The sequence below is a fragment of the Mycolicibacterium sp. XJ1819 genome (assembly GCF_053483675.1).
In genome coordinates, this window is record NZ_JBEFST010000004.1 from 127,937 (window position 1) to 153,146 (window position 25,210).

Consider the following 25,210-nt stretch of genomic DNA (forward strand, 5'->3'; position numbering starts at 1 on the left):
GTGCCGAGCGTGGAGAAGACGACGGGAATCGGCCCGTTTTCGTCACATCGGCCACGCTCGGCGGCCCTTGGCCGGACTCGGGCAACCGCCCAACATCCGCCCTGGGGTTTTCATGTTTCACCACGGTGTCTGAGACAATGCTGCCTAGCCTTGCTATGCCTCGTCGACGCAGATTCACCGTCGGCGACCAGTGACCGAAAGGCCGTCTATGTCGAGTCTGCGTCGCGGTGACCGTGGGGGTACGGTCACCGAGATCAGGGCTGCGCTTGCCGCGTTGGGGATGATCAGCAGCCCCGACGAGGATTTGACCACCGGAAAGCATGTCGCGGTCGATGTCTTCGACGACGAACTCGACCACGCGGTGCGCGCGTTCCAGCAGCACCGCGGTCTGCTGGTTGACGGCATCGTCGGCGAGGCCACCTACCGCGCGCTCAAGGAGGCGTCGTATCGGCTTGGTGCCCGCACGCTGAGCCATCAGTTCGGTGCGCCGATGTACGGCGACGACGTGGCCACGCTGCAAGCCCGGTTGCAGGATCTCGGGTTCTACACCGGCCTGGTCGACGGGCACTTCGGGCTGCAGACCCACAACGCCCTGATGTCCTACCAGCGCGAGTACGGGCTGTACCCCGATGGCATCTGCGGCCCAGAGACGTTGCGCTCCTTGTACTTTCTGGGCTCGCGGGTCACCGGCGGATCACCACATGCGATCCGCGAGGAAGAACTCGTGCGGCGCTCGGGCCCGCGGTTGTCGGGCAAGCGGATCATCGTCGACCCGGGCCGCGGCGGCGACGATCACGGGCTGATCATGCAGGGGCCCGAGGGGCCGATCAGCGAGGCCGACATCCTGTGGGATCTGGCCGCCAGGCTGGAGGGCCGGATGACCGCGATCGGCATGGACACCTTCCTGTCCCGGCCGGCGAACCGGGCGCCGTCGGATGCCGAACGTGCCGCGACCGCCAATACCGTCGGCGCCGATCTGATGATCAGTCTGCGTTGCGCCACTCAGGCCACTCCCGCCGCAAACGGGGTCGCCTCGTTCCACTTCGGCAACTCACACGGTTCGGTGTCCACCATCGGTCGCAACCTCGCCGATTTCATCCAACGAGAAGTGGTGGCGCGCACGGGATTGCGGGACTGCCGCGCACACGGCCGCACGTGGGATCTGCTGCGGCTGACCCGGATGCCCACGGTGCAGGTCGACGTCGGTTACATCACCAACCCCCACGACCGCGCCCTGCTGCTGGCCCCCCAATCCCGCGACTCGATCGCCGAGGGCATCCTGGCCGCGGTCAAGCGCCTCTACCTGCTCGGTAAAAACGACCGGCCCACAGGCACATTCACCTTCGCTGAACTACTCGCGCACGAACTGGCCGTGGAGAAGGCCGGCGGACGGGTCAGCCCGACCTGAGCTGAGCTCGGCTAGCAGCGGCCGGATCCGGCGCCGACCGGTTGCGGTAGTTGGGCGGTCTCCAGCAGTCGCTCCAACGCCGCCTCGACGTCGGCCTTCCAGCCCAGGCCCTGCTCGAGTTCCAGCCGCAGCCGCGGGAAGTACGGATGTGGCGCCACCACCTCGAAGCCGGCATCCTGCAACAGGTCGGCGTCGAGCACGCACTGCTCGACCGAACAGTCCCCGAGCACCTCGACCAGCGGACGCAGGACAGGTGAGATGACCCGTGGGTCATGCAGATCCGCCACATCTGCGGTGCGTCCGAACGCTTCGAGCGCCCGCACCCCGCGCCGCACGAGGTCGCCGACTACCCCCGCGAGCAGCGCGCGCGACAAATCGTCGATACCGTCACCGGATTCCACGCCCAACGTGGTGAGAAGCACCGCGTCGGCGCTGACCGGGCCGCTGGGAAAGTGCCGGGCCCGCGGCACCGCACCCGGCGGCGCATAGAACGCGTACCCGAGACAGTGCTCGTCACCGGTCAGCGTCACCGGCTCATCGGGGTCGGTCGAGTCCGGACATTGCACGGCCACCTGACCGCAGGCACCCCACTCCAGCATGACCATCGACAGCCAGGCCTCTTTCTCGAACTCGGGGTCCGACAACTGGTCGGACTGCGAGCCGCTCAGGGTCGACGGATCGACCTCCCAGTACACGCATCTGCGGGCGTGCTTGGGCAGCTGCTCGAACGCCTCGAGCCGCATTGGCGCAATTCGTGCCGACACTAAACTCCCCGGTCTCCGCGCGGTGCTGACGCGCACGGCTGCCACTCCAGGATAGAAGCCCGCGGCGAAGCTGGCTCGCTTTCGGCCCCGCGACGGACCTTCGGGCGTGCTGTCAGCGAAAGCCATTGGTGCACAAGGGGATTGCGTCGACAAGGCGCGCTTGTCGACGGCCGGTGCGGACCATCTGTCACAGTGACGTAATTACCGCGTGTGGTAGGTCACCGGTCTGCAGGGGCCATCAAGTCGACGAGCCGTTGCAAGTCGTCGACCGACCCGAACTCGACGACGATCTTGCCTTTGCGTTTGCCAAGGCTCACCGTGACCCGGGTGTCGAACGCTGTCGACAGCCGCTCAGCAACGTCCTGGAGGCCGGGCATCTGGATCGGCTTGCGCCGTGGCGCGGGGGGCGCTCCCCCGTCGCCGCGGTTGGCGAGGGTGACCGCCTCCTCGGTGGCCCGCACCGAGAGGCCCTCGGCGACGATGCGCGCCGCGAGTTCCTCCTGCAGTTCCGGACCGCCTTCGAGGGCCAACAGCGCCCGCGCATGCCCGGCCGACAGCACCCCGGCGGCCACCCGGCGCTGGACGGCAATGGGCAGCCGCAGCAGCCGGATCATGTTGGTGATCAGCGGCCGCGACCGCCCGATACGCGCGGCGAGTTCATCGTGGGTGACGCCGAACTCGTCGAGCAACTGCTGATAGGCGGCCGCCTCCTCCAAGGGGTTCAGCTGCACGCGGTGGATGTTCTCCAACAGGGCGTCGCGCAGCATGCTGTCATCGGCGGTCTCGCGCACGATCGCGGGAATGGTCGCGAGCCCAGCCTGCTGCGCCGCACGCCAGCGCCGCTCCCCCATGACGAGCTGATACTGCGGCGGAGCCGCTCCCGGGAGGGCGCGCACCACGATCGGCTGCATGAGGCCGAACTCCCGGATGGAGTGCACGAGTTCAGCGAGCGACTCCTCATCGAAGACCTGCCGGGGCTGCCGTGGGTTGGGCTCGATGGCCCCCGGATCGATCTCGCGGTACACGGCGCCGGCCGGGTTGGCCTCCGCTCCCCCGCCGATCACCACATCCGCGGCGGCCGTACCCATCCGCTGCCCAAGAGCGGACTGGTCGCTGTCCCCCGGCCCCGTGGGAATGAGCGATGCCAAGCCTCGGCCGAGGCCGCTGCGCTTGCGTGTCGGCTGGGTCATCTCGGTCTCCTTTGGGCGCGAGCACTCACCTGGGATGGTCCCGTCACCGGAGTGCTCATCGGTTGTCGGGTCCCTGCTGTCCGCGTTCGGCGATCTCGCGACTCGCGTCGAGGTAGCTCATCGCTCCCCGCGATCCGGGATCGTAGTCAATGATCGTCATGCCGTAGCCCGGTGCCTCGGACACCTTGACGCTGCGCGGGATCACCGTCCGCAGCACCTTGTCGCCGAAGTGGGCGCGGACGTCGTCGGCCACCTGATCGGCGAGTTTGGTGCGCCCGTCGTACATCGTCAATATCACGGTGGTGACGTTGAGTTCCGGGTTGAGATGCGACTTGACCATCTCGATGTTGCGCAACAACTGACCGACGCCTTCCAGCGCGTAGTACTCGCACTGGATCGGGATCAGCACCTCCGGCGCCGCGACCAGAGCATTGATGGTGAGCAGGCCCAGCGACGGTGGGCAGTCGATGAAGACGTAGTCGAAGTCGTAGTCCTGGAGCGAGGCGAGCGCATTGCGCAGGCGGCCCTCCCGGGCGACCATGCTGACCAATTCGATCTCCGCGCCCGCGAGATCGATCGTCGCGGGGACGCAGAACAGCCGCTCGCTGTGCGGGCTGCGCTGGAGGGCGTCGCGCAGCGGGATCTCACCGATCAGCACTTCATAGGAGGACGGGGTGCCCTCGCGATGCTCGACGCCCAACGCGGTGCTGGCATTGCCCTGCGGGTCGAGGTCGACGACCAGAACGTTGAGCCCCTGCAGGGCGAGCGCGGCGGCGATGTTCACGGCGGTGGTCGTCTTCCCGACACCGCCCTTCTGGTTGGCGATCGTGAAGATGCGCTGACGCCTGGGTCGCGGCAGGCCGGCCTTCGCGGCGGCGTGCAACAGTCGCACGGCGCGTTCGGCCTCGGCGCCGATCGGGGTGTCCACAGCGGGCTGCGGACCCCAGTCCTCGTTGGGAACGGGCGCGGCTTGTTGCCATGTTTCACGTGAAACATCGCGGCCGTCGGGGTCCATCGGGCGACTGCCCTCGGTGCTCGGCGTCATCGCCGCCTGCCGCCCTTCCGCCGGTCCGCGACCGGCGTCCGGCGTCGCGCCACGACGACGGTCGCGGGCGGGTCCAAGTACTCCGCGCAACATTGCACCACCCTTACATCCGTGGCCCCGAACGACGCCATCACACGCCGGTGCTCGCGGACCTCCTCCTCGGCGCGGGCCCCCTTCATGGCGAGCATCAGCCCCTCCGGGCGCACGAGCGGAATGCTCCACTTCGTGATCTTGTCCAGAGCCGCCACCGCCCTGGAGACCGCCGCGTCCATCTGCCCTACCTGCCGTCGTACCGCGGCGTCCTCGGCACGCCCGCGGACCACCGTCACCGCCGTCGGATCGAGATCGAGCTCCTCGATGACCTCGCGGAGGAACTCGCTTCGACGCAGCAGCGGTTCGATGAGGGTGACACGTAGATCTGGTCGCGCCAACGCCAACGGTATCCCCGGCAGGCCCGCTCCACTGCCGATGTCGGCGACTCGCGCGTTCGGTTCGAGAAGCTCACCGATCGCCGCGGAGTTGAGTAGGTGGCGTTCCCAGATTTTGTCCACCTCGCGCGGCCCGATCAGCCCGCGCTCGACCCCGGCCCCGGCCAGGATTTCCGCGTAGCGACGGGTGACGTCCAGACGAGCCCCGAACAGCGCCTCGGCCCCTGCAGGCGCCGCGGAGACCACGTCATGTTTCACGTGAAACATCCTCCGGATCTTCGCGACGACGGGCTGGTCGAATCACATGCGTGTAACTCTCAATCGCGGATGACGACCACGCGGCGCGAGGGCTCCACGCCCTCGCTCTCGCTGTGCACCCCGTCGACCGCAGCCACCGCGTCGTGCACGATCTTGCGCTCGAAGGGCGTCATCGGGGACAGCTCCTCGCGTTCACCGGTGTCGAGCACGCGGCGGGCCACCTTGTCGCCCAGCGCCGCCAACTCTTCCCGGCGGCGCCGGCGCCACCCGGCGATATCGAGCATCAACCGACTGCGGTCGCCGGTCTTCTGGTGCACCGCCAGCCGGGTCAGCTCCTGCAGCGCGTCGAGCACCTCGCCCTTGCGTCCCACCAGCTTGGTCAGATCGGTGCCACCGTCGATGCTCACCACCGCGCGGTCGCCCTCGACGTCCAGGTCGATGTCGCCGTCGAAGTCCAGGAGGTCAAGCAGCTCCTCGAGATAGTCGCCGGCGATCTCGCCCTCGGCGACCAAGCGCTCCTCCTGATCGTCCTCGGTGTCTTCGGGTTCGGTCTCGTCGATGGCCTCCGCGGTCGTCTCCTCGGGGGCATCCGCCGCCGACGAATCCGAAGTCGCCTCGTCGCTGCGCTCGCTGGTCTCAGCGTCCGTCATGTCTGTCTCCCTCATCCGCCGGAGATGGTTCCGGTCAACGTTTGCGTTTCTTCGGGCGCGCTCCCGGCCGGGGTGCGGCCCCCGGGCGAGGCGCGCGGTTGTTCGCGCTCGGTGCGGTCTTCTTCGGCCGTGCCCCGCCCGGCTTACCGTCGGTGGTCGCGTCAGAAGACTCCGAGGACTCGCCGGTCTCCGAAGACTCCGAAGACTCCGCCGCGGTCGCCTGGGCCGCGCCGGCAGGTCGGGCGGCACCGGCGCCCGGCGCCTTGCGCTTGCGCTTGGGCTTGGCCCCCGGCGGCGGCGCGTTCTGGGCGCGCCGTTCCAGCGCCTCCTGCTTCTTGGCTTCTTCTTCCTTGGCGATCATGCCGAACACGTAATGCTGCTGACCGAACGTCCAGATGTTGTTGGCCAGCCAGTACATGATGATGGCCAGTGGCAGGAACGGACCGCCGACGACGACGCCCAGCGGGAACACGTACAGCGCCAACTTGTTCATCAGCGCGGTCTGCGGATTCGCGGCCGCTTCCGGGCTCTGCCGGGCCACCGACGCCCGGCTGTTGAAGTAGGTCGCGATACCGGCCAGGATCATGATCGGCACCCCGACGGCGATCACCGCGCCGCGGTTGAAGACGGTGAACGCGTCCAGGCCCGTGTTCTGAATCATCCAGGCACCGATCGGGGCGCCGAACAGATTGGCGTCCAGGAAGTGCCCGACATCGGTGGCGCTGAAGACGTAGTTGGCCAGCGTCCGGTTCACCTCGGGGTCGAGATGCTGGGCACCGATGCCGTAGCCGCCGGTGCGGTTGAACGACCTCAGCACGTGGAACAGCCCGATGAACACCGGGATCTGCGCCAGCATCGGCAGACACCCGAGGATCGGGTTGAATCCGTGCTCGCGCTGCAGCTTCTGCATCTCCAGCGCCATCCGCTGGCGGTCCTTGCCGTACTTCTTCTGCAGCGCCTTGATCTGCGGCTGCAACTCCTGCATCTGCCGGGTGGTGCGGATCTGCTTGACGAACGGCTTGTAGAGGATCACGCGCAGCGTGAACACCAGGAACATCACCGACAGCGCCCAGGCGAAGAAGTTCGACGGCCCCAGCACGAAGGCGAACAGCTTGTACCAAACCCACATGATCGCCGAGACGGGGTAATAGATGATGTCGAGGCTGAACCAGTTAAACACGCGTCTCGCTCTCTTCTGGTGGCGCCGGGATGCCCCCGCTGCCGCCTGCGATGTTCGGATCGTCGGAGTTCTCGCCTGCGGCCGCGCACGATTCGGCCTCGCCGCCCTGACGCTCCGGTATCGGGTCCCATCCTCCCCTATGCCAGGGACCACACTTCAAAAGCCTCACCACCGCCAGCCATCCACCCTTGACCAACCCGTACTCACCGAGTGCGTCGACCGCGTACTGGCTACAGGTCGGGGTGAACCGGCACGTCGGCAACCGCAACGGCGAGATCGTATTGCGGTAGAGCTGGATGACGAAGATCAGCGCCCGTGCCGCCGTCGACCCCACTGACCGTGTCACTGCGACGCCTGGCTTCGGGATCTGGTGCGCCGCAGGGCCGTTCGCAGTTCCTGCTCGAGTCGAGCCGAGATTGCGTCGCGACTGCCGGGCAGTGCGCGGATCACCACCCGGTCGGCGGGGTCCAGATCTTCGATCACCGTGCGCGCGACATGGCGCAGCCGACGGGCCACTCGGTGCCTTTGCACCGCGCTGCCAACGGATTTCGACACCACCAGGCCGATCTTCGGGCCGTCCGTGCCGGCCTCCGGCCACCGCATCTTGTGCACGACGAGGTCGGGCTGCACTGCACGCATCCCTTGTCTGACGGTGGCACCGAATTCAGTCGATCGCGTCATCCGGTACCGCGCCGGAAGCACCGCCTCAGGTCCTGAGTCGACTCAGGCACTCAGTGAACGGCGGCCCTTGCGGCGACGACTCGACACGATCGCCCGGCCCGCCCGGGTCCGCATCCGCAGCCGGAACCCATGCACCCGCGCGCGGCGCCGGTTGTTCGGCTGGAAAGTCCGCTTGCCCTTGGCCACGGCTGTCTCTCCTCAATCCAGTGGCGTCCACGCCCCACCAGATGAAGCCTCATCCGAGTGGAACGCATTCGCCGCTTGTAAGCTCTGCGTCTCGCTTGCTAACCGGCGCGGTCCCCGGTCTCCGCCGGGTCGCAGCCGTGCCGCCACGTTCGGGCGACTGTTCGAGGGTACTGACGAGTTTTGCCTGGGTCAAACCTGATCAAACCACCCCGATGCGCACCGCAAACGGTTGACAACTGCCACACCTGTCACGCCGTCGTCGCCCGGCAAAATCTACCCCCAGGCAATGTTGCCGAACGGTTGGCACCCGCCCAGAAAACTGTTAGCTTCTGCCAATGCCGATTCGATAACGAAACGGCGACGGACCACGAAGCGAGGGTGACTTCAAGTCGCGAGCCCACAGATTTTTCAGCACTGTGACGAGCCCCGGCCCACGGTTACCCCGCCGGTAGACAACAGAACGACGACGACTGTCGGTTATCCACAGCTTGTGGATAACTATGTGGACAGTTCGTCATCGTTCCTTTGGTCGTCTTCATATCGACTCAAAGGGGGCACGTGTCATTGACAACTGACCCCGATGCCCCGTTCGTCGCCGTCTGGAACACCGTCGTCGCCGAACTCAACGGAGACATTCGCCCGGAGACTCCGCACAACGGCGACACTCCCACCCCACCACTGACCCCCCAGCAAAGAGCGTGGTTGAAGCTGGTCAAACCCCTCGTCATCACCGAGGGCTTTGCCCTGTTGTCGGTGCCGACCCCGTTCGTCCAGAACGAGATCGAACGACACCTGCGCGAGCCGATCATCAATGCGCTCAGCCGCCATCTCGGCCAGCGCGTCGAACTCGGGGTGCGCATCGCCGCGCCCGACGAACCCGACGACACCATCAACGGCGCCGCCGCCGCTACCGACATCGACGAGATCGACGAGGACTCCGAAGCGCTCGCCAGCGCCGAGGAAAGCTGGCCCACCTACTTCTCCAGCCGCGGCCAGGGCCCGGCCGCCGACCAGGCCGTCGCGGTCAACCTCAACCGCCGCTACACCTTCGAGACGTTCGTGATCGGCGCCTCCAACAGGTTCGCTCACGCGGCGACGCTGGCGATTGCTGAGGCGCCGGCGCGCGCCTACAACCCGCTGTTCATCTGGGGCGAATCCGGGCTGGGCAAGACCCACCTGCTACACGCCGCGGGAAACTACGCGCAGCGCCTGTTTCCCGGCATGCGCGTCAAGTACGTCTCCACCGAAGAGTTCACCAACGACTTCATCAACTCACTTCGCGACGACCGCAAGGCGTCGTTCAAGCGCAGCTACCGCGACATCGATGTGTTGTTGGTCGACGACATACAGTTCATCGAGGGCAAGGAAGGTATTCAGGAGGAGTTCTTCCATACCTTCAACACCTTGCACAACGCCAACAAACAGATCGTCATCTCCTCGGACCGGCCGCCCAAACAGCTCGCGACCCTCGAGGACCGGTTGCGCACCCGCTTCGAGTGGGGCCTGATCACCGACGTCCAGCCACCCGAACTCGAGACCCGCATCGCGATCCTGCGCAAGAAGGCCCAGATGGATCGACTCGATGTGCCCGGCGATGTGCTCGAACTGATCGCCAGCAGCATCGAGCGCAACATCCGCGAACTCGAGGGTGCGCTGATCCGGGTGACGGCGTTCGCGTCGCTGAACAAGACGCCCATCGACCGCTCTCTGGCCGAAATCGTGCTGCGCGATCTGATCTCCGATCCCAGCACCATGCAGATCAGCACGGCCGCGATCATGGCCGCCACCGCGGAGTACTTCCAGACCACCGTCGAGGAGCTTCGCGGGCCGGGCAAGACCAGGGCCCTGGCGCAGTCCCGACAGATCGCGATGTACCTGTGCCGCGAACTCACCGACCTGTCGCTGCCCAAGATCGGTCAGGCGTTCGGTCGCGACCACACCACCGTCATGTACGCCGAGAAGAAGATCCGCGGCGAGATGGCCGAGCGGCGTGAAATCTTCGACCATGTCAAGGAACTCACCACCCGGATCCGCCAGCGCGCCAAGCGCTGAATGACCGCGTTCCCGCCTCCGGGCGCCGAAATTTCAAAAAACTTCTGTACCGCCGGTCTCTCCTGTCACAGCTGTGGGCTGTGCACACCGCTGTGGAGAACCTGGGACCAATCTGGGCATGACCGGCTTCGCGGTCCACACCACCGTCGATCTCCACAGCCACCACCTCGGCCGCGCCCCCACACTCCACAGACCATTCACACCCAGACACACCGCGCGGTCAGGCCCGATACCCGTCCATCCCCAATCTCCACAGCCCCTAATACTGTTGCTTGGTTATCTCTAAGGGTTTCTTCTCTGAAGACAGCACCTGGGGACGCACCGTGCGGCACGGTTGCCACCCGGTCCGCCCGCTCGGTTGTCAGGCCGATCGATTAGCTTTCAAGTTGAGCCGGAAAGCTCTACGGTGTTTCATCGACAGCCGTTACGGTCGTCGCGACGCACCGCAGACGCGTTCCGAGACACCGAGAAACCGCTGCTTAACGCTTATTGTGAGATTTATCGAAGGGACCCGATGGACGTGTCGACGACAACGGTTGGTCTCACCGATCTGAAGTTCCGGCTGGTGCGCGAGGACTTCGCCGATGCCGTGGCCTGGGTGGCCAGGAGTCTGCCGAACCGGCCGACCGTTCCGGTGCTGGCCGGTGTGCTGTTGACCGGCTCCGACGACGGTTTGACGATCTCCGGATTCGACTACGAAGTGTCCGCCGAAGTACAGGTCGCCGCCGAAATAGCCTCTCCCGGAAGTGTTTTGGTTTCCGGGCGGTTGTTGTCCGACATCACCCGGGCGTTGCCGGCCAAGCCCGTCGACGTCAGCGTCGAAGGCACCCGGGTGTCGTTGACCTGCGGCAGTTCCAGGTTTTCGCTGCCGACGATGGCGGTGGAGGACTACCCGACCCTGCCCACCCTTCCAGAGGAGACCGGGGTGATTTCCTCGGAACTGTTCGCCGAAGCGATCGGTCAGGTCGCGGTGGCCGCCGGCCGTGACGACACGTTGCCGATGCTGACCGGTATCCGTGTCGAGATTTCCGGCGAGAAGGTCGTTTTGGCCGCCACCGACCGGTTCCGCCTCGCGGTGCGGGAGCTGACCTGGTCCACGGAATCGGCCGACATCGAAGCCGCGGTGCTGGTGCCGGCCAAGACACTGGCCGAGGCGGCCAGGGCCGGTGCCGACGGAGCCGACGTGCACCTGTCGCTCGGCGCGGGCGCCACCGTCGGCAAGGAGGGGCTGCTCGGCATTCGCAGCAACGGCAAGCGCAGCACCACCCGCCTGCTCGACGCGGAGTTTCCGAAGTTCCGCCAACTGCTGCCCACCGAGCACACCGCGGTCGCGACGATCGGTGTCGCAGAACTCACCGAAGCCATCAAGCGGGTGGCGCTGGTCGCCGACCGGGGTGCGCAGGTGCGGATGGAGTTCGGCGACGACGTGCTGCGGCTGTCGGCGGGCGCCGACGACGTGGGGCGCGCCGAGGAGGACCTGCCGGTGTCCTTCGTCGGCGAGCCGTTGACCATCGCGTTCAACCCGACGTATCTGACCGACGGGTTGAGCTCGTTGCATTCCGAGCGGGTGACGTTCGGTTTCACCACGCCGAGCCGGCCGGCGGTGTTGCGTCCGGCCGGCGAGGATGATGGACAGCAGAGTGACACGGGTCCGTTTCCCGCCATCCAGACCGATTACGTCTACCTGTTGATGCCGGTACGGCTTCCCGGCTGACCGCCACGAGAGGGGCGCGCATGCAATTGGGTCTGGTCGGCCTGGGCAAGATGGGTTTCAACATGCGGGAACGCTTGCGGGAGGGCGGGCACCAAGTCGTCGGTTACGACCCCAGACCCGAAGTCACCGATGTGCCGACGCTCGCCGCGCTGGCCGCGGCCCTCGACACGCCGCGGGTGGTGTGGGTGATGGTGCCCTCGGGTCCGATCACCAACCAGACCATCCGGTCGCTTGCCGAGGAACTCACCGAGGGCGACCTCGTCATCGACGGCGGCAACTCGCGCTACACCGAGGACGCACCGCACGCGAAACTGTTGGGCGAGAAAGGAATCGCGTTCATCGACGCGGGCGTGTCCGGTGGTGTCTGGGGCCTCAACGAGGGTTACGGGTTGATGGTCGGCGGCAGTAGCGCCGACGTCGAGCGCGCGATGCCGATTTTCGACACGTTGCGGCCGGCCGGCGCTCGGGAAGACGGTTTCGTGCACGCCGGACCGGTCGGTGCCGGCCACTACGCGAAGATGGTGCACAACGGCATCGAGTACGGCCTGATGATGGCCTACGCCGAGGGTTATGAGTTGTTGGCGGCCGAGGAACTGATCACCGACACGCAGGCGGTGATCCAGGCCTGGACCAACGGCACGGTGGTGCGGTCCTGGTTGCAGCAATTGCTGGCCAAGGCCCTCAAGGAGGACCCGGACTTCGATGCGATCAGCGGCTACACCGAGGATTCCGGTGAGGGCCGTTGGACGGTCGAGGAGGCCATCCGCCACCGGGTGCCGATGCCGGTGATCGCCGCCTCGCTGTTCGCGCGGTTCGCTTCCCGCCAGGAGGATTCCCCGTCGATGAAGGCGGTTTCGGCGTTGCGTAACCAGTTCGGCGGGCACGCGGTCAAACGGGTCAGCGAGTCGGGCTAGGTCCCGCGGCGAGGAGTAGGAAACCGATGCACGTCCGCCACCTCGGGTTACAGGACTTCCGGTCGTGGGCGCGCGCCGAGATCGACCTGGATCCGGGCCGGACGGTGTTCGTCGGACCCAACGGGTACGGCAAGACGAATCTCGTTGAGGCGCTGTGGTATTCAGCTACCTTGGGATCACACCGGGTGGCCACCGATGCGCCGTTGATCCGCGCGGGAGCTGAGCGAGCGGTGATCTCCACGATCATCGTCAACGACGGACGGGAGTTGGCGGTCGACCTGGAAGTCAACGCCGGGCGCGCAAACAAGGCGCGACTGAACAGGTCGCCGGTGCGGGCCGCCCGCGAGATCCTGGGGGCGTTGCGCGCGGTGTTGTTCGCCCCGGAGGACCTTTCCTTGGTGCGCGGCGACCCCGCCGATCGGCGTCGCTACCTCGACGAACTGGCCACCACCCGGCGGCCCCGGATCGCGGCGGTGCGCGCCGACTACGACAAGGTCATTCGCCAGCGCACCGCGTTGCTGAAGTCCGCGGGCGGTGCGCGAGCCCACGGCGACCGCGGTGTGCTCGACACCCTCGACGTGTGGGACGGTCACCTCGCCGCGCACGGTGCGCAGCTCATTGCGGCCCGGGTGGAACTGGTCAACCAGTTGGCCCCGGAGGTGGAAAAGGCCTACCAGTTGTTGGCGCCGGCCTCGCGGCCCGCGTCGATCCGCTACCGCAGCGGGGTGGACGTCGTCGAAGAGGAAGCCGCCGCGGGCAACGATGCCGTCGAGGTGTACGAGGCCGCGCTGCTCGACGCGCTGAGCCGGCGTCGGGGCGCCGAACTGGAGCGCGGGGTGTGCCTGGTCGGCCCACACCGCGATGATCTGGAGCTACGGCTGGGCGATCTGGTTGCGAAAGGCTTTGCCAGCCATGGCGAATCGTGGTCGATGGCGTTGGCGCTGCGGCTTGCCGCCTACGAATTGTTGCGCACCGACGGCGGTGATCCGGTGCTGCTGCTCGACGACGTGTTCGCCGAATTGGACAACGCGCGCCGCCATGCGCTGGCCGGGGTGGCCGAATCGGCTGAGCAGGTGTTGGTGACCGCGGCCGTGCACGAGGACATCCCAGCCGGCTGGGACGCGCGGCGGATCGAGGTTGTGATGCGGGACGACGATGAGGGGCGGATTTCGGTGGTGCAGTCATGACCGACAACGTGGAACCGCCGGCTCACCTGGCGCATCTAAAGGGCATGGATCTGGTGCGGCGCACCCTCGAGGAGGCCCGCGGGGCGGCCCGTCAACAAGGTAAGGACGTCGGCCGTGGTCGAGGGTCTCCCCCGCGCAGGGTGGCCGGATCGAGCCGTCGGCGCTGGTCAGGTCCCGGTCCTGACGCCCGTGACCCGCAGCCGCTGGCGGCGGTGGCCCGCGATCTGGCGCGTAGCCGCGGCTGGTCGGGCCGGGTCGCACAGGGGTCGGTTTTCGGTCGGTGGCCCGCGGTGGTCGGTGAGCAGATCGCCGCGCATGCCAGCCCGACGACGCTGACCGACGGGGTGTTGACCATCGCGGCGGAGTCCACGGCGTGGGCGACCCAGTTGCGGATGGTGCAGGCACAGCTGCTGGCGAAGATCGCGGCCGCGGTCGGGGACGGGGTGGTGACCTCCTTGAAGATCGTGGGTCCGGTGGCGCCGTCCTGGCGCAAGGGCCGCTTCCACATCTCCGGGCGCGGCCCCCGCGACACCTACGGCTGACGGCTGATTCGGTGATGGTCTCAGAGCCGCCAGGACGCCGCCGAGGCCGTCCTCAAGCGTCTTGTGGCACCTCAGATCGAAAAATCTCACCAACGACGCAAATAGCTATGTGGAAACGCCGCCTCAGAATCGGTGCTGGCGGTACTTACCGGTAGACTGGTCGCATGAGTTGCCGGCGGTGACCGATTGCCGCCAGAGCCCCACCCCCAAGAAAGTAGGGAAACTTCCGCCCGTGGCCGCTGCGAAGAAGAAAGATTATGGCGCCGACGCCATCACCGTGCTCGAAGGATTGGAGGCGGTCCGCAAGCGTCCCGGCATGTACATCGGCTCCACCGGCGAACGCGGCCTGCACCACCTGGTATGGGAGGTGGTCGACAACGCCGTCGATGAAGCGATGGCCGGCTACGCCACCAAGGTCGAGGTCCGTCTGCTGGAGGACCGCGGTGTCGAGGTCACCGACGACGGCCGCGGCATCCCGGTGGAGATGCACGCCAGCGGCGCACCCACCGTCGACGTGGTGATGACCCAGTTGCACGCCGGCGGCAAGTTCGGCGGCGAGCACAGCGGCTACAACGTCAGCGGCGGCCTGCACGGCGTGGGTGTCTCGGTGGTCAATGCACTGTCGACGCGGCTCGAGGTCGACATCTGCCGCGACGGCTACGAATGGCATCAGTACTACGAGAAGGCCCAACCGGGCACGCTCAAGCAGGGCGAGAAGACCAAGAAGACCGGGACCACGGTGCGGTTCTGGGCCGACCCCGAGGTGTTCGAGACCACCTATTACGACTTCGAGACCGTGGAACGCCGGCTGCGGGAGATGGCCTTCCTCAACAAGGGCCTGACCATCACCCTGGTCGACGAGCGCGTCGCGCCCGAAGAAGTCACCGACGACGTGGTCAGCGACACCGCCGATGCGCCCAAGACCGCGGAGGAACACGCCGCCGAGGCTGCCGTACCGCAGAAGGTCAAACACCGCACCTTCCACTACCCCGGCGGGCTGGTGGACTTCGTCAAGCACATCAACCGCACGAAGACGCCGATCCACCAGAGCATCATCGATTTCGAGGGTAAGGGCGACGGCCACGAGGTCGAGGTCGCGATGCAGTGGAACGCCGGCTACTCGGAGTCGGTGCACACCTTCGCCAACACCATCAACACCCATGAGGGCGGCACCCACGAGGAGGGCTTCCGCGCGGCGCTCACCACCGTGGTGAACAAGTACGCCAAGGACAAGAAGCTGCTCAAGGACAAGGACCCCAACCTCACCGGCGACGACATCCGCGAGGGTCTTGCCGCGGTCATCTCGGTCAAGGTGGCCGAACCGCAGTTCGAGGGCCAGACCAAGACCAAGCTGGGTAACACCGAGGTCAAGTCGTTTGTGCAGCGGATCTGCAACGAGCAGATCAGCCACTGGTTCGAGGCCAACCCGTCTGAGGCCAAAGTTGTTGTCAACAAGGCGGTCTCGTCAGCACAGGCGCGGATCGCGGCACGCAAGGCCCGCGAGTTGGTGCGGCGCAAGAGCGCAACCGACATCGGTGGGCTGCCGGGCAAGCTGGCCGACTGCCGGTCCACCGATCCAAGCAAGTCGGAGCTCTACATCGTCGAGGGTGACTCCGCGGGCGGTTCGGCCAAGAGCGGCCGCGACTCGATGTTCCAGGCGATCCTGCCGCTGCGCGGCAAGATCATCAACGTCGAGAAGTCCCGCATCGACCGGGTGCTGAAAAACACTGAGGTGCAGGCGATCATCACTGCGCTCGGCACCGGCATCCACGACGAGTTCGACATCTCCAAGCTGCGTTACCACAAGATCGTGCTGATGGCCGACGCCGACGTCGACGGACAGCACATCGCCACGCTGCTGCTGACGCTGCTGTTCCGGTTCATGAAGCCGTTGATCGAGAACGGTCATGTATACCTGGCACAGCCGCCGCTGTACAAGCTCAAATGGCAACGCGCCGAACCGGAATTCGCCTACTCCGACCGTGAGCGCGACGCGCTGCTCGAAGAGGGCCGCAAGGCCGGTAAGAAGATCAACGTCGAGGACGGTATCCAGCGCTACAAGGGCCTGGGTGAGATGGACGCCAAGGAACTGTGGGAAACCACCATGGATCCGTCGGTACGGGTACTGCGCCAGGTCACCCTGGACGACGCCGCCGCTGCGGACGAATTGTTCTCGATCCTGATGGGCGAGGACGTCGAGGCGCGCCGCAGCTTCATCACCCGTAACGCCAAAGACGTTCGTTTCCTAGACGTTTAACTCACATTAGGGCTGAAACATGACTGATACTCTGCCGCCCGAAGGCGACCGCATCGAACCGGTCGACATCCAGCACGAGATGCAGCGCAGCTACATCGACTACGCGATGAGCGTGATCGTGGGCCGCGCGTTGCCGGAGGTGCGCGACGGCCTCAAGCCGGTGCACCGCCGCGTGCTCTACGCGATGTACGACTCCGGTTTCCGTCCGGACCGCGGCCACGCGAAGTCCGCGCGCTCGGTGGCCGAGACGATGGGCAACTATCACCCCCACGGTGACGCGTCGATCTACGACACCCTGGTCCGGATGGCCCAACCGTGGTCGCTGCGCTACCCCCTGGTGGACGGGCAGGGCAACTTCGGCTCACCGGGCAACGACCCGCCGGCCGCAATGAGGTACTGCGTCACCGGCGACGCATTGGTCGCGTTGCCCGAACACCGCACCGTCCGCATCGCCGACATCGTGCCGGGAGCGCGGCCCGACACCGATAACGTCATCGACCTCAAGGTGCTCGATCGACACGGCAATCCCGTTGTCGCCGAACGGTTGTTCCACTCGGGCGAGCACGCCACCTACACGGTGCGCACGGTCGAGGGGCACGCGGTGACCGGTACGGCCAACCACCCGTTGCTGTGCCTGGTGGACCTGGCGGGGGTGCCGACGCTGCTGTGGAAGCTGATCGAGGAGATCCGCGCGGACGACATCGTCGTGATGCACGCCGAGAGTACGGTTTCTGACGAGAATCGGCGAAATTCCGTCATCAACCGTACGCTCGAGTCATTTCAAGACCGGTACGGCGACGATCCGGACGCCCAAACCATCGTCGACGAGCTCACCGACGGCCGGTTTCATTACGCGCGCGTGGCTTCGGTCACCGAAGCCGGAGTCCAACCGGTTTACAGTCTCCGCGTCGACACTGACGACCACTCGTTCATCACCAACGGGTTTGTCAGCCACAACACCGAGGCGCGGTTGACACCGCTGGCGATGGAGATGTTGCGCGAAATCGACGAGGAGACAGTCGATTTCGTTCCCAACTATGACGGGCGTGTACAGGAGCCGACAGTACTGCCGAGCCGGTTCCCCAACCTGCTCGCCAACGGCTCCGGCGGCATCGCCGTCGGGATGGCCACCAACATCCCGCCGCACAACCTGCGCGAGCTGGCCGAGGCGGTGTACTGGTGCCTGGAGAACCCCGAGGCTGATGAGGAGGCCACGCTCACGGCGGTCTGCGAATGCGTCAAGGGACCCGACTTCCCCACCGCGGGCTTGATCGTTGGCAGCCAAGGCATCTCGGACGCCTACACCACCGGACGCGGTTCGATCCGGATGCGCGGCGTTGTCGAGATCGAGGAGGACAGCCGCGGCCGCACCGGCATCGTCATCACCGAGCTGCCCTATCAGGTCAACCACGACAACTTCATCACCTCGATCGCCGAACAGGTCCGCGACGGAAAGCTGGCGGGCATCGCCAACATCGAGGACCAGTCCAGCGACCGGGTGGGCCTGCGCATCGTCATCGAGCTCAAGCGCGACGCGATCGCCAAGGTGGTGCTGAACAACCTCTACAAGCACACCCAGTTGCAGACCAGCTTCGGCGCCAACATGCTCTCGATCGTCGACGGTGTCCCCCGCACGTTGCGGCTGGACCAGATGATCCGGCACTACGTCAACCACCAACTTGACGTCATCGTCCGGCGCACCACCTACCGGTTGCGCAAGGCCAACGAACGCGCCCACATCCTGCGCGGTCTGGTCAAGGCGCTCGACGCGCTCGACGAGGTGATCGCGTTGATCCGCGCCTCGGAAACCGTCGACGTCGCTCGCGAGGGCCTGATCGAGCTGCTGGACATCGACGAGATCCAGGCGCAGGCGATTCTGGACATGCAGCTGCGCCGGCTGGCCGCCCTGGAACGGCAGAAGATCGTCGACGACCTGGCCAAGATCGAGGCCGAGATCGCCGACCTCGAGGACATCCTGGCCAAGCCGGAGCGTCAGCGCGCGATCGTGCGTGACGAACTCAAGGAGATCGCCGACAAGTACGGCGACGACCGCCGCAGCCGCATCGTGGCCGCCGACGGCGATGTCAGCGACGAAGACCTCATCGCGCGTGAGGACGTCGTCGTCACGATCACCGAGACCGGCTACGCCAAGCGCACGAAGACCGACCTGTACCGCAGCCAGAAGCGCGGCGGCAAGGGGGTACAGGGCGCTGGGCTCAAACAGGACGACATCGTCAACCACTTCTTCGTCTGCTCGACCCACGACTGGATCCTGTTCTTCACCACCCAGGGTCGGGTGTACCGCGCGAAGGCCTATGACCTGCCCGAGGCGTCGCGCACGGCGCGCGGACAGCACGTCGCCAACCTGTTGGCGTTCCAACCCGAGGAACGCATCGCGCAGGTGATTCAGCTCAAGAGCTACGAGGACGCGCCGTATCTGGTGCTGGCCACCCGCAACGGCCTGGTCAAGAAGTCGCGCCTGACCGACTTCGACTCCAACCGCTCGGGCGGCATCGTCGCGATCAACCTGCGCGAGGGCGACGAGTTGGTGGGTGCGGTGCTGTGCTCCGCGGAGGACGACCTGCTGCTGGTGTCGGCCAAGGGGCAGTCGATCCGGTTCTCAGCTACCGACGAGGCGCTGCGGCCGATGGGCCGCGCGACCTCCGGCGTACAGGGCATGCGATTCAACACCGACGACGAGCTGTTGTCGCTGAACGTCGTGCGTCCGGACACATATCTGCTGGTCGCCACGTCCGGCGGCTACGCCAAGCGCACCGCCATCGACGAGTACCCGGTTCAGGGCCGCGGCGGCAAAGGGGTGTTGACGGTTCAGTACGACAAGCGACGTGGCAGTCTTGTCGGAGCGTTGATCGTCGATGACGACACCGAGTTGTACGCGATCACCTCCGGTGGTGGTGTCATCCGGACGGCGGCTCGCCAGGTTCGCAAGGCCGGGCGGCAGACCAAGGGCGTTCGGTTGATGAACCTGGGTGAGGGCGACACACTGGTGGCCATCGCACGCAACGCCGAGGAAGGCGACAGCACCGACGAGGTCAACACCGACGTCGGTGAGTGACGGTGGCGCGACTAGTGAGGAGCCGTAGGTGAGCTCACCGAACGAGCCGGGCTACCCCCGCGGGGGCGACGGCGGCGGAAACGGCGCAGTCCCCGGTCCGGCCCACGGCGCGGAGCGCAACGCCGAACCGGCCGATGTGCCGCCGTGGCAGCGGGGCCAGGCGGCACGCGGGGCCAAACCGCCCCCGCGCGCCCAGGAGGCGCCGGCCCGCCACGAACCGGCCCGCGGCACGGGCAACGCCCCTGGACACGGTCAGCCCGCAGACGCCCGGCTGAACCGCTTCCTTTCCGGCGGGGCGCCCTCGCCCGAGAAGGACGCTCCCCCGCGCGGCGAACGCACCGAAACCGTGCGCACCACCGAGGGCGGGCGGCCGGACGGGGTGCGGCCCGAGCAGTACGCCAGCGAGATACCCGATCTGTCCGGCCCCATGCCGCGGCCGCCGCAGCGCAAACCGCCCCAGGACCAACAGCGCGGGGCCACGGAACCGGTGAACCGGCCCGCGCCGGGCGGGCGGCTCCAGGTGGGCGCCCGCCAACGCGGCCCGGTCCGGGCCACCATGCAGATCCGCCACGTCGACCCGTGGAGCACGCTCAAGGTGTCGCTGGTGCTGTCGGTCGCGCTGTTCTTCGTGTGGATGATCGCCGTGGCGCTGCTCTATCTGGTGCTGGGCGGCATGGGCGTGTGGAGCAAGCTCAACAGCAATGTCGGCGACCTGCTGACCAGTGCCAGCGGTAGCGCCGGCGGTGAACTGGTGTCCAGCGGAACGATCTTCGGCGGTGCGGTGTTGATCGGTCTGGTGAACATCGTGCTGTTGACGGCGATGGCGACGCTCGGGGCGTTCATCTACAACCTCACCACCGACATCGTCGGAGGTGTGGAAGTCACCTTGGCCGATCGCGACTGAGTTTGGGCCGCAGCCTGCGGTTGCGGTAATCTCGTCGCTCGGCCACACCCGGCATCCGGGGCTATAGCTCAGGCGGTTAGAGCGCTTCGCTGATAACGAAGAGGTCGGAGGTTCGAGTCCTCCTAGCCCCACGGAAAGGTTTACCTCATGAGGCTGGCGCTGCTGCTCGCCACCGCGGTCGCGGCGGTCGCCGCGCTGGCGGTCTGGCGGTCGCGGCACGGCGTCGAGGTGTGGCACGTCGCCGCCGACGCGCCGTCCTAGTACAACTCGGGGCCTTAGCTCAGTTGGTAGAGCGCTGCCTTTGCAAGGCAGAAGTCAGGGGTTCGAATCCCCTAGGCTCCACAATTCGTCTGGGGGCAAGCTGTTGGGTGCGAACCGCATGGGCTCACTCGACCGCCGACGTTTCGAACCCCCAGACTCGGGCTGAGGCTGCGCACCGACGCCCTCCGGGCCCCGGCCCTCGAAACGAGGACCACCCAGGGCTTTGAACCTGACCTGCGGAAAGCCAAACCTTTGAGGTTTTGTAACCCAAGTTCTCCAGCTGTAGCGGCAGATCACCTGTAAGCGATCTGCGCGCACGCGGCCATCGATGGGCAGCGCTTCAGAACCCAGTCACCATCACCGCCTGGCGCCCCCACCGGGGCGTAGATGCGCTGCGCATCGTCTCGGTACGGAGCCAACTCGAAGGGCTGTCCTGCACTGCCGATCTCCGTGGTGCGGCCGTCGCTGAATTCGACGACGAGGGTGAACTTGCAGGCGCACTCGGTGGTCGTCGCGATCGTGTTGAAGCCGATGGGTTCACCGCGTTGCAGCGAGACGGTGTTCTCGCGGAAGTAGTGCTTGTCGGTGACGTTCTCGCGGTCGTCCAGGACCCGCGCGCTCAGGTCCTCGCTGTCGAGGTCGAAACCCATCTGCAGATTCGGCAGGTTCCCCTGGGGCGGGAAGAAGATCATCGTGCCCTTGAACGCCGGCTTGCGCTCGGTGATCACCGCGTGGATGTCCCGGATGCGCACGGTCGCGTTCTGCTGACCCGTCAGGGTGAACCCGATCGAACTCTTGGAGCCGGATCTGAACTCGCCTGAAGATGTGAAAAGGACACTCCCAGTGGGGAAGGCCGACGGAAGAACTTGCGCCGAGCCGTACGGGTCGCCCTCGGATTCGTGCAGCGCCCTGCTGTCGAGGTCGACGACGTCCGGCGAAATGAGGTTGGCCTGGCCGTCGGGACTGGAAGTGCCCCACACATCTTCGACCAGAACCGGCGCGGTGCGCGCGTCCTCGTCACGCTGGTGCTGTGCGACCGCCTCCTGGGAGGCAACCTCCTGCGAGGGCGCCAGCACGTAGGTGCCGATGACGCCGAGCATGGCGACAAGGACCGTTGCCATCCCGCCGGCGACAGCCTTGGCGCCTTTGCGGTCGAGCAGGCGGCCGATCCTCGACCGAGGCTCCGGCGCTACGCCGGGCGCCAAGTACATCGGCGCCGGAGGATAGCCGGGGTACGAGGCCGGAGGGGGTGGCTGCGTGCCGTACGGAGGTCCGGGCTGCGAGGACGGCGGCGGTCCGCCATACCCGTAGCCAGGCCCGTTCGGCGCCGCTGGATGCTGGTACGGCGACCGCGGGGGCGGCGGATAGACGGGCGCCTGTTCGGCCGAACGCGGGTCATTCTGCGGACGTCGCCACTGCGCGTCGGGTCCGCCGGGCGGAGTTGTCATGCGGGAGTTCCTTCTGCTCTCACGTGTCAGGCGGTCGTCCCGGGCCTGGCTCGACAAGAATACGACCGGCGGCGGCGTCGTGTTTGCCGAAAGGGCTTACCAATTTTGCTTGAGATGAAGATGGTCGGACGCCCGTGGATGGGCCGCCGCATACCGCAGACCACCTTTGGCGAAGCCGGCCGCAGCAGAGAGGACGACCCAGCGACGAGTGCCAGGCGCCAAGCACGTTTGCCGCCGCCGCCGGCGTTTAGGGCTTCGGCGTGACGTCCACGCTCGGCGGCAGCGTCGAGGGCTCCGGCTGGATCGATCGCCGCACGATCGAGAACACCACCGCTCCCCCGGCCAACGCCGCCACGCCGACCGCGACGAGCAGCAGCGGATGCCTGCGCCGTCGTGCCCGCGCCTTCTTCAACGACGCCGGCAGCTGCGAGACCACTTCCTGGGCAGCGGCGATCTCGTGGGCGATGGCGTCTTGCGCAGTGGCCAAATCCGCGCGCAGCTGCTCGGCGGCCCTGCCCTTGCGATACCGATCACCGGCCCACGACGCCGTGGACGCCACCGACTGCATTCCCACCCCCAGCGCTCCCCTGGTGATGTCGACCGGGCCGACTGCGGTGTACTTCAGCCCGCGTCCCAGCCGCTGGCTCGGGGACAACCGCGCATCCGTCGTCACGCTCATGGTGTACCTCTTTCACCGAACGGGGGATCGATACCAGCCTGCCACCAATGGCTAGCCAGCGGTGCCCGTTGGGCGCCGAACCGGACGTGGCACACTGACATGCCGTGACGAGCCCCATTCAGACAGCCACAGCCACGCTGCACACCAACCGCGGTGACATCAAGATCGCACTGTTCGGAAACCATGCGCCCAAGACAGTCGCGAACTTCGTGGGACTGGCCCAGGGCACCAAGGAGTACAACGCCGAGAACGCCTCGGGCGGATCCTCGGGTCCGTTCTACGACGGCATGGTCTTTCACCGCGTCATCGAGGGGTTCATGATCCAGGGTGGCGACCCCACGGGCACCGGCCGCGGCGGGCCGGGCTACGAGTTCGCCGACGAGTTCCACCCCGAATTGCAGTTCGACAAGCCCTATCTGCTCGCCATGGCCAATCGTGGGCCGGGCACCAACGGCTCGCAGTTCTTCATCACGGTGGGCAAGACCCCGCACCTCAACCGCAAGCACACCATCTTTGGTGAGGTGGTCGATCCCGAGTCGCAAAAGGTAGTCGACGCGATCGCCACCACGGCGACCGATCGCAACGACCGGCCGACAGAAGCCGTGGTCGTCGAATCCATCACCGTCGGCTGACGTCGTTCCCCGCGTCCGACGGCCCCGCGTAGCCGGCGGCGGTCAGCGCGTCGAGCACGTGTAGCGGGTCGGTGCCCAGATCCCATCGGGTGAACACCAGCAGTCGACCGTCGACGCAATCGATTTCCAGCAGTCGCACCGTGCGTGCGATCCTGCGGAATTCGGTGATGCGGATCAGCTTGATGTCGTCGCGCCGCAGCAGCGTGGTGCGCCACCAACCGCGACTTACCAAAGCGTCTTTTCTGATTGCTAGCTTCGGCCGGGCTCGCCACGAGAGGATTGCAAACGCAACCAATCCGGCCGCGGCCAGACCCACCAACAGGCGGCCCGGCACGTCTGTGATCAGTGTCACACCGGCTACAGCCAAGATCAGACCGAGGACGCCGCACGCCACGATGCCCGGCGCGGCCGGACTCCATTCAGTTTGCTGCATGGCTTATCCACACCCCTTTACCGCGAGTTATGGGGTTATCCACAGGTGCTATCCCCAATGGGGATGAATCACATCGGTGTGATCTGGTGAACGCGAGGTTGCTGAACAGGTAACGCGCAAAGTCAGAGATGAATTCATGCCGCGTGCGGTCTGCGCTCAACGCCACCGCATGGTGAGCAGCAAGCCGGTGATCATGAAAGCAAACGCGATCGCGTAATTCCACGGGCCCAGTTCGGCCATGAACGGAATCGCCTGCGATGCCAGTTGGAAGACGATCAGCCACAGCAACCCGAAAATCATCAGGCCGACGAACAGGACCACGAACCAGGTGCTCGACGGACCGGCCTTGACCTTGACCGGGGTCCGGCTCACCGGGTTGATGGTGAAGTCGTTCTTCTTGCGAACCTTGGACTTGGGCATGGGTACCTTCGCGGACAGTCGGGCGTCGCACCCGTCGCCGGTGCGACAACGAACAGGTCAGTGCGACGATGTACCCACGAGCCTAACGTAGGTGTCAGGCAGGGAGAGCCACCGATGGAACCACAGCATCCGCAGGTCACGCGGCAGCGCACGTCCGCGTGGCGGTTCGGCGTGCCCGTGGTGTGCCTGTTGGCGGGGCTGCTGTTGGCCGCCACCCACGCCGTTGCGGGCGGCGACGAGATCAGGCGCAGCGACGCCCCGCGCCTCGTCGACCTCGTCCGCGAGACCCAACAGTCGGTGGATCGGCTCAGCGCGGAACGCGAATCCCTCACGGCCACCCTCGGCGCCCACCACGGCGGCTCACCGGGCACCGCCGCCGCGCTCACCGCGATCACCGACCGCGCCGGCCTGCTCGCGGAGGGGGCGGGGCTGGATCCGATGCGCGGTCCCGGCCTGGTGGTGACGCTCAACGACGCCCAGCGCGACGCGGAGGGCCGGTTCCCCCGGGACGCCTCCCCCGACGACCTGGTGGTACACCAGCAGGACATCGACGCCGTGCTCAACGCGCTGTGGAGCGCGGGCGCGGAGGGCATCCAGATGCAGGATCAACGGATCATCGGGACTTCTGCGCCGCGGTGTGTGGGCAACACCCTGCTGCTGAACGGGCGAACCTACAGCCCGCCCTACGTCATCACCGCGATCGGCGACGCCGCCGCCATGAAAGCCGCGCTCGCAGACTCGCCGCTGGTGTCGCTGTACCGCCAGTACGTGGTGCGGTTCGGCCTGGGCTATACCGAGGAACCGCGCGCGACGGTCGAGCTCGTGGGCTACACCGAGCCGGTGCGGATGCGCTACGCCAAGCCCGCCGCGCCCGTCGGCTACTGAGCGGTTTGGGCGTGCA

The 25,210-nt window shown here is 66.6% G+C and carries 24 protein-coding genes and 2 tRNA genes; 13 read left to right on the forward strand and 13 right to left on the reverse strand.

Annotated elements, in window-relative coordinates; translation table 11 throughout:
- Positions 1-208 precede the first annotated feature (208 nt).
- Positions 209-1,408 carry an N-acetylmuramoyl-L-alanine amidase gene (locus tag ABQE89_RS05820; RefSeq protein ID WP_448415045.1) on the forward strand — a complete coding sequence of 400 codons (1,200 nt, stop codon included), beginning with the start codon at positions 209-211 and terminating at the stop codon, positions 1,406-1,408.
- An 11-nt stretch (positions 1,409-1,419) separates the two neighbouring features.
- Here the strand turns inward: ABQE89_RS05820 and ABQE89_RS05825 are convergent, their stop codons facing one another.
- The 9 genes from ABQE89_RS05825 to rpmH all read right to left on the reverse strand — a co-directional run bounded on the left by ABQE89_RS05825 (position 1,420) and on the right by rpmH (position 7,790).
- Positions 1,420-2,172 carry an acetyltransferase gene (locus ABQE89_RS05825; RefSeq protein WP_448415047.1) on the reverse strand — a complete coding sequence of 251 codons (753 nt, stop codon included), beginning with the start codon at positions 2,170-2,172 and terminating at the stop codon, positions 1,420-1,422.
- A gap of 218 nt (positions 2,173-2,390) precedes the next feature.
- The gene (locus ABQE89_RS05830) at positions 2,391-3,362 is read right to left on the reverse strand and encodes a ParB/RepB/Spo0J family partition protein (protein ID WP_448415049.1); all 972 of its coding nucleotides are present in this window, start codon (positions 3,360-3,362) and stop codon (positions 2,391-2,393) included.
- Positions 3,363-3,417: 55 nt separating this feature from the next.
- A complete protein-coding gene (locus ABQE89_RS05835; RefSeq protein WP_448415051.1) occupies positions 3,418-4,407 on the reverse strand; it encodes a ParA family protein in 990 nt (329 codons plus the stop codon).
- A complete protein-coding gene (gene rsmG, locus ABQE89_RS05840; protein WP_448415053.1) occupies positions 4,404-5,093 on the reverse strand; it encodes a 16S rRNA (guanine(527)-N(7))-methyltransferase RsmG in 690 nt (229 codons plus the stop codon). Before rsmG ends, ABQE89_RS05835 begins: the two co-directional genes overlap by 4 nt.
- Before the next feature lie 59 nt (positions 5,094-5,152).
- A complete protein-coding gene (locus ABQE89_RS05845) occupies positions 5,153-5,743 on the reverse strand; it encodes a Jag family protein (protein ID WP_448415055.1) in 591 nt (196 codons plus the stop codon).
- A gap of 34 nt (positions 5,744-5,777) precedes the next feature.
- Positions 5,778-6,923 carry a membrane protein insertase YidC gene (gene yidC / locus ABQE89_RS05850; protein ID WP_448415057.1) on the reverse strand — a complete coding sequence of 382 codons (1,146 nt, stop codon included), beginning with the start codon at positions 6,921-6,923 and terminating at the stop codon, positions 5,778-5,780.
- Complete coding sequence (gene yidD, locus ABQE89_RS05855; protein WP_448415278.1) at positions 6,916-7,290, reverse strand: membrane protein insertion efficiency factor YidD; 375 nt, start codon at positions 7,288-7,290, stop codon at positions 6,916-6,918. The genes yidC and yidD overlap by 8 nt, the downstream gene beginning before the upstream one ends.
- Complete coding sequence (rnpA, locus tag ABQE89_RS05860) at positions 7,266-7,625, reverse strand: ribonuclease P protein component (RefSeq protein ID WP_448415059.1); 360 nt, start codon at positions 7,623-7,625, stop codon at positions 7,266-7,268. Before rnpA ends, yidD begins: the two co-directional genes overlap by 25 nt.
- A gap of 21 nt (positions 7,626-7,646) precedes the next feature.
- Positions 7,647-7,790, reverse strand: coding sequence for a 50S ribosomal protein L34 (gene rpmH, locus ABQE89_RS05865; RefSeq protein WP_448415061.1), 144 nt, complete (start codon positions 7,788-7,790; stop codon positions 7,647-7,649).
- A gap of 564 nt (positions 7,791-8,354) precedes the next feature.
- Here rpmH and dnaA point away from each other — a divergent pair.
- The 10 genes from dnaA to ABQE89_RS05915 all read left to right on the forward strand — a co-directional run bounded on the left by dnaA (position 8,355) and on the right by ABQE89_RS05915 (position 20,778).
- On the forward strand, positions 8,355-9,842 hold the full coding sequence (gene dnaA / locus ABQE89_RS05870) for a chromosomal replication initiator protein DnaA (protein ID WP_448415280.1): 1,488 nt from the start codon (positions 8,355-8,357) through the stop codon (positions 9,840-9,842).
- Between the two features lie 520 nt (positions 9,843-10,362).
- Entirely contained in the window at positions 10,363-11,556 is a 1,194-nt protein-coding gene (gene dnaN / locus ABQE89_RS05875; protein ID WP_448415064.1) for a DNA polymerase III subunit beta, read from the forward strand.
- Positions 11,557-11,576: 20 nt separating this feature from the next.
- Positions 11,577-12,470 carry a phosphogluconate dehydrogenase (NAD(+)-dependent, decarboxylating) gene (gnd, locus tag ABQE89_RS05880; RefSeq protein ID WP_448415066.1) on the forward strand — a complete coding sequence of 298 codons (894 nt, stop codon included), beginning with the start codon at positions 11,577-11,579 and terminating at the stop codon, positions 12,468-12,470.
- Between the two features lie 26 nt (positions 12,471-12,496).
- Positions 12,497-13,657 (forward strand): DNA replication/repair protein RecF, encoded by a 1,161-nt coding sequence (recF, locus tag ABQE89_RS05885; protein ID WP_448415068.1) that lies wholly within the window; start codon positions 12,497-12,499, stop codon positions 13,655-13,657.
- Positions 13,654-14,199, forward strand: a complete 546-nt coding sequence (locus tag ABQE89_RS05890; RefSeq protein ID WP_448415070.1) for a DUF721 family protein — start codon at positions 13,654-13,656, stop codon at positions 14,197-14,199. The genes recF and ABQE89_RS05890 overlap by 4 nt, the downstream gene beginning before the upstream one ends.
- Positions 14,200-14,431: 232 nt before the next feature.
- Positions 14,432-16,456 carry a DNA topoisomerase (ATP-hydrolyzing) subunit B gene (gyrB, locus tag ABQE89_RS05895; protein ID WP_448415072.1) on the forward strand — a complete coding sequence of 675 codons (2,025 nt, stop codon included), beginning with the start codon at positions 14,432-14,434 and terminating at the stop codon, positions 16,454-16,456.
- A 19-nt stretch (positions 16,457-16,475) separates the two neighbouring features.
- A complete protein-coding gene (gene gyrA, locus ABQE89_RS05900; protein ID WP_448415074.1) occupies positions 16,476-19,532 on the forward strand; it encodes an intein-containing DNA gyrase subunit A in 3,057 nt (1,018 codons plus the stop codon).
- A 28-nt stretch (positions 19,533-19,560) separates the two neighbouring features.
- Complete coding sequence (locus ABQE89_RS05905) at positions 19,561-20,436, forward strand: DUF3566 domain-containing protein (protein WP_448415076.1); 876 nt, start codon at positions 19,561-19,563, stop codon at positions 20,434-20,436.
- 57 nt (positions 20,437-20,493) lie between these two features.
- Positions 20,494-20,567: transfer RNA gene (locus ABQE89_RS05910), tRNA-Ile, on the forward strand.
- Positions 20,568-20,705: 138 nt separating this feature from the next.
- Positions 20,706-20,778 (forward strand) — tRNA-Ala (locus ABQE89_RS05915).
- Between the two features lie 212 nt (positions 20,779-20,990).
- Here ABQE89_RS05915 and ABQE89_RS05920 read toward each other — a convergent pair.
- A complete protein-coding gene (locus tag ABQE89_RS05920; protein WP_448415078.1) occupies positions 20,991-22,145 on the reverse strand; it encodes a hypothetical protein in 1,155 nt (384 codons plus the stop codon).
- Positions 22,146-22,392: 247 nt separating this feature from the next.
- Positions 22,393-22,824: a cell wall synthesis protein CwsA gene (gene cwsA / locus ABQE89_RS05925; protein WP_448415080.1), complete on the reverse strand. Its 432-nt coding sequence runs from the start codon at positions 22,822-22,824 to the stop codon at positions 22,393-22,395.
- 104 nt (positions 22,825-22,928) lie between these two features.
- Here cwsA and ABQE89_RS05930 point away from each other — a divergent pair, with 104 nt between their 5' ends.
- A complete protein-coding gene (locus ABQE89_RS05930; RefSeq protein WP_448415082.1) occupies positions 22,929-23,456 on the forward strand; it encodes a peptidylprolyl isomerase in 528 nt (175 codons plus the stop codon).
- Here ABQE89_RS05930 and ABQE89_RS05935 read toward each other — a convergent pair.
- Together ABQE89_RS05935 and crgA are read right to left on the reverse strand one after the other, a co-directional pair.
- Positions 23,443-23,889: a PH domain-containing protein gene (locus tag ABQE89_RS05935; RefSeq protein ID WP_448415084.1), complete on the reverse strand. Its 447-nt coding sequence runs from the start codon at positions 23,887-23,889 to the stop codon at positions 23,443-23,445. The genes ABQE89_RS05930 and ABQE89_RS05935 overlap by 14 nt on opposite strands.
- 156 nt (positions 23,890-24,045) lie before the next feature.
- Positions 24,046-24,309 carry a cell division protein CrgA gene (crgA, locus tag ABQE89_RS05940; protein ID WP_448415086.1) on the reverse strand — a complete coding sequence of 88 codons (264 nt, stop codon included), beginning with the start codon at positions 24,307-24,309 and terminating at the stop codon, positions 24,046-24,048.
- A 114-nt stretch (positions 24,310-24,423) separates the two neighbouring features.
- On the opposite strand from crgA, the gene ABQE89_RS05945 reads away from it, so the two are divergent.
- Positions 24,424-25,194, forward strand: a complete 771-nt coding sequence (locus tag ABQE89_RS05945) for a DUF881 domain-containing protein (RefSeq protein WP_448415088.1) — start codon at positions 24,424-24,426, stop codon at positions 25,192-25,194.
- The last annotated feature ends 16 nt before the right edge of the window (positions 25,195-25,210 follow it).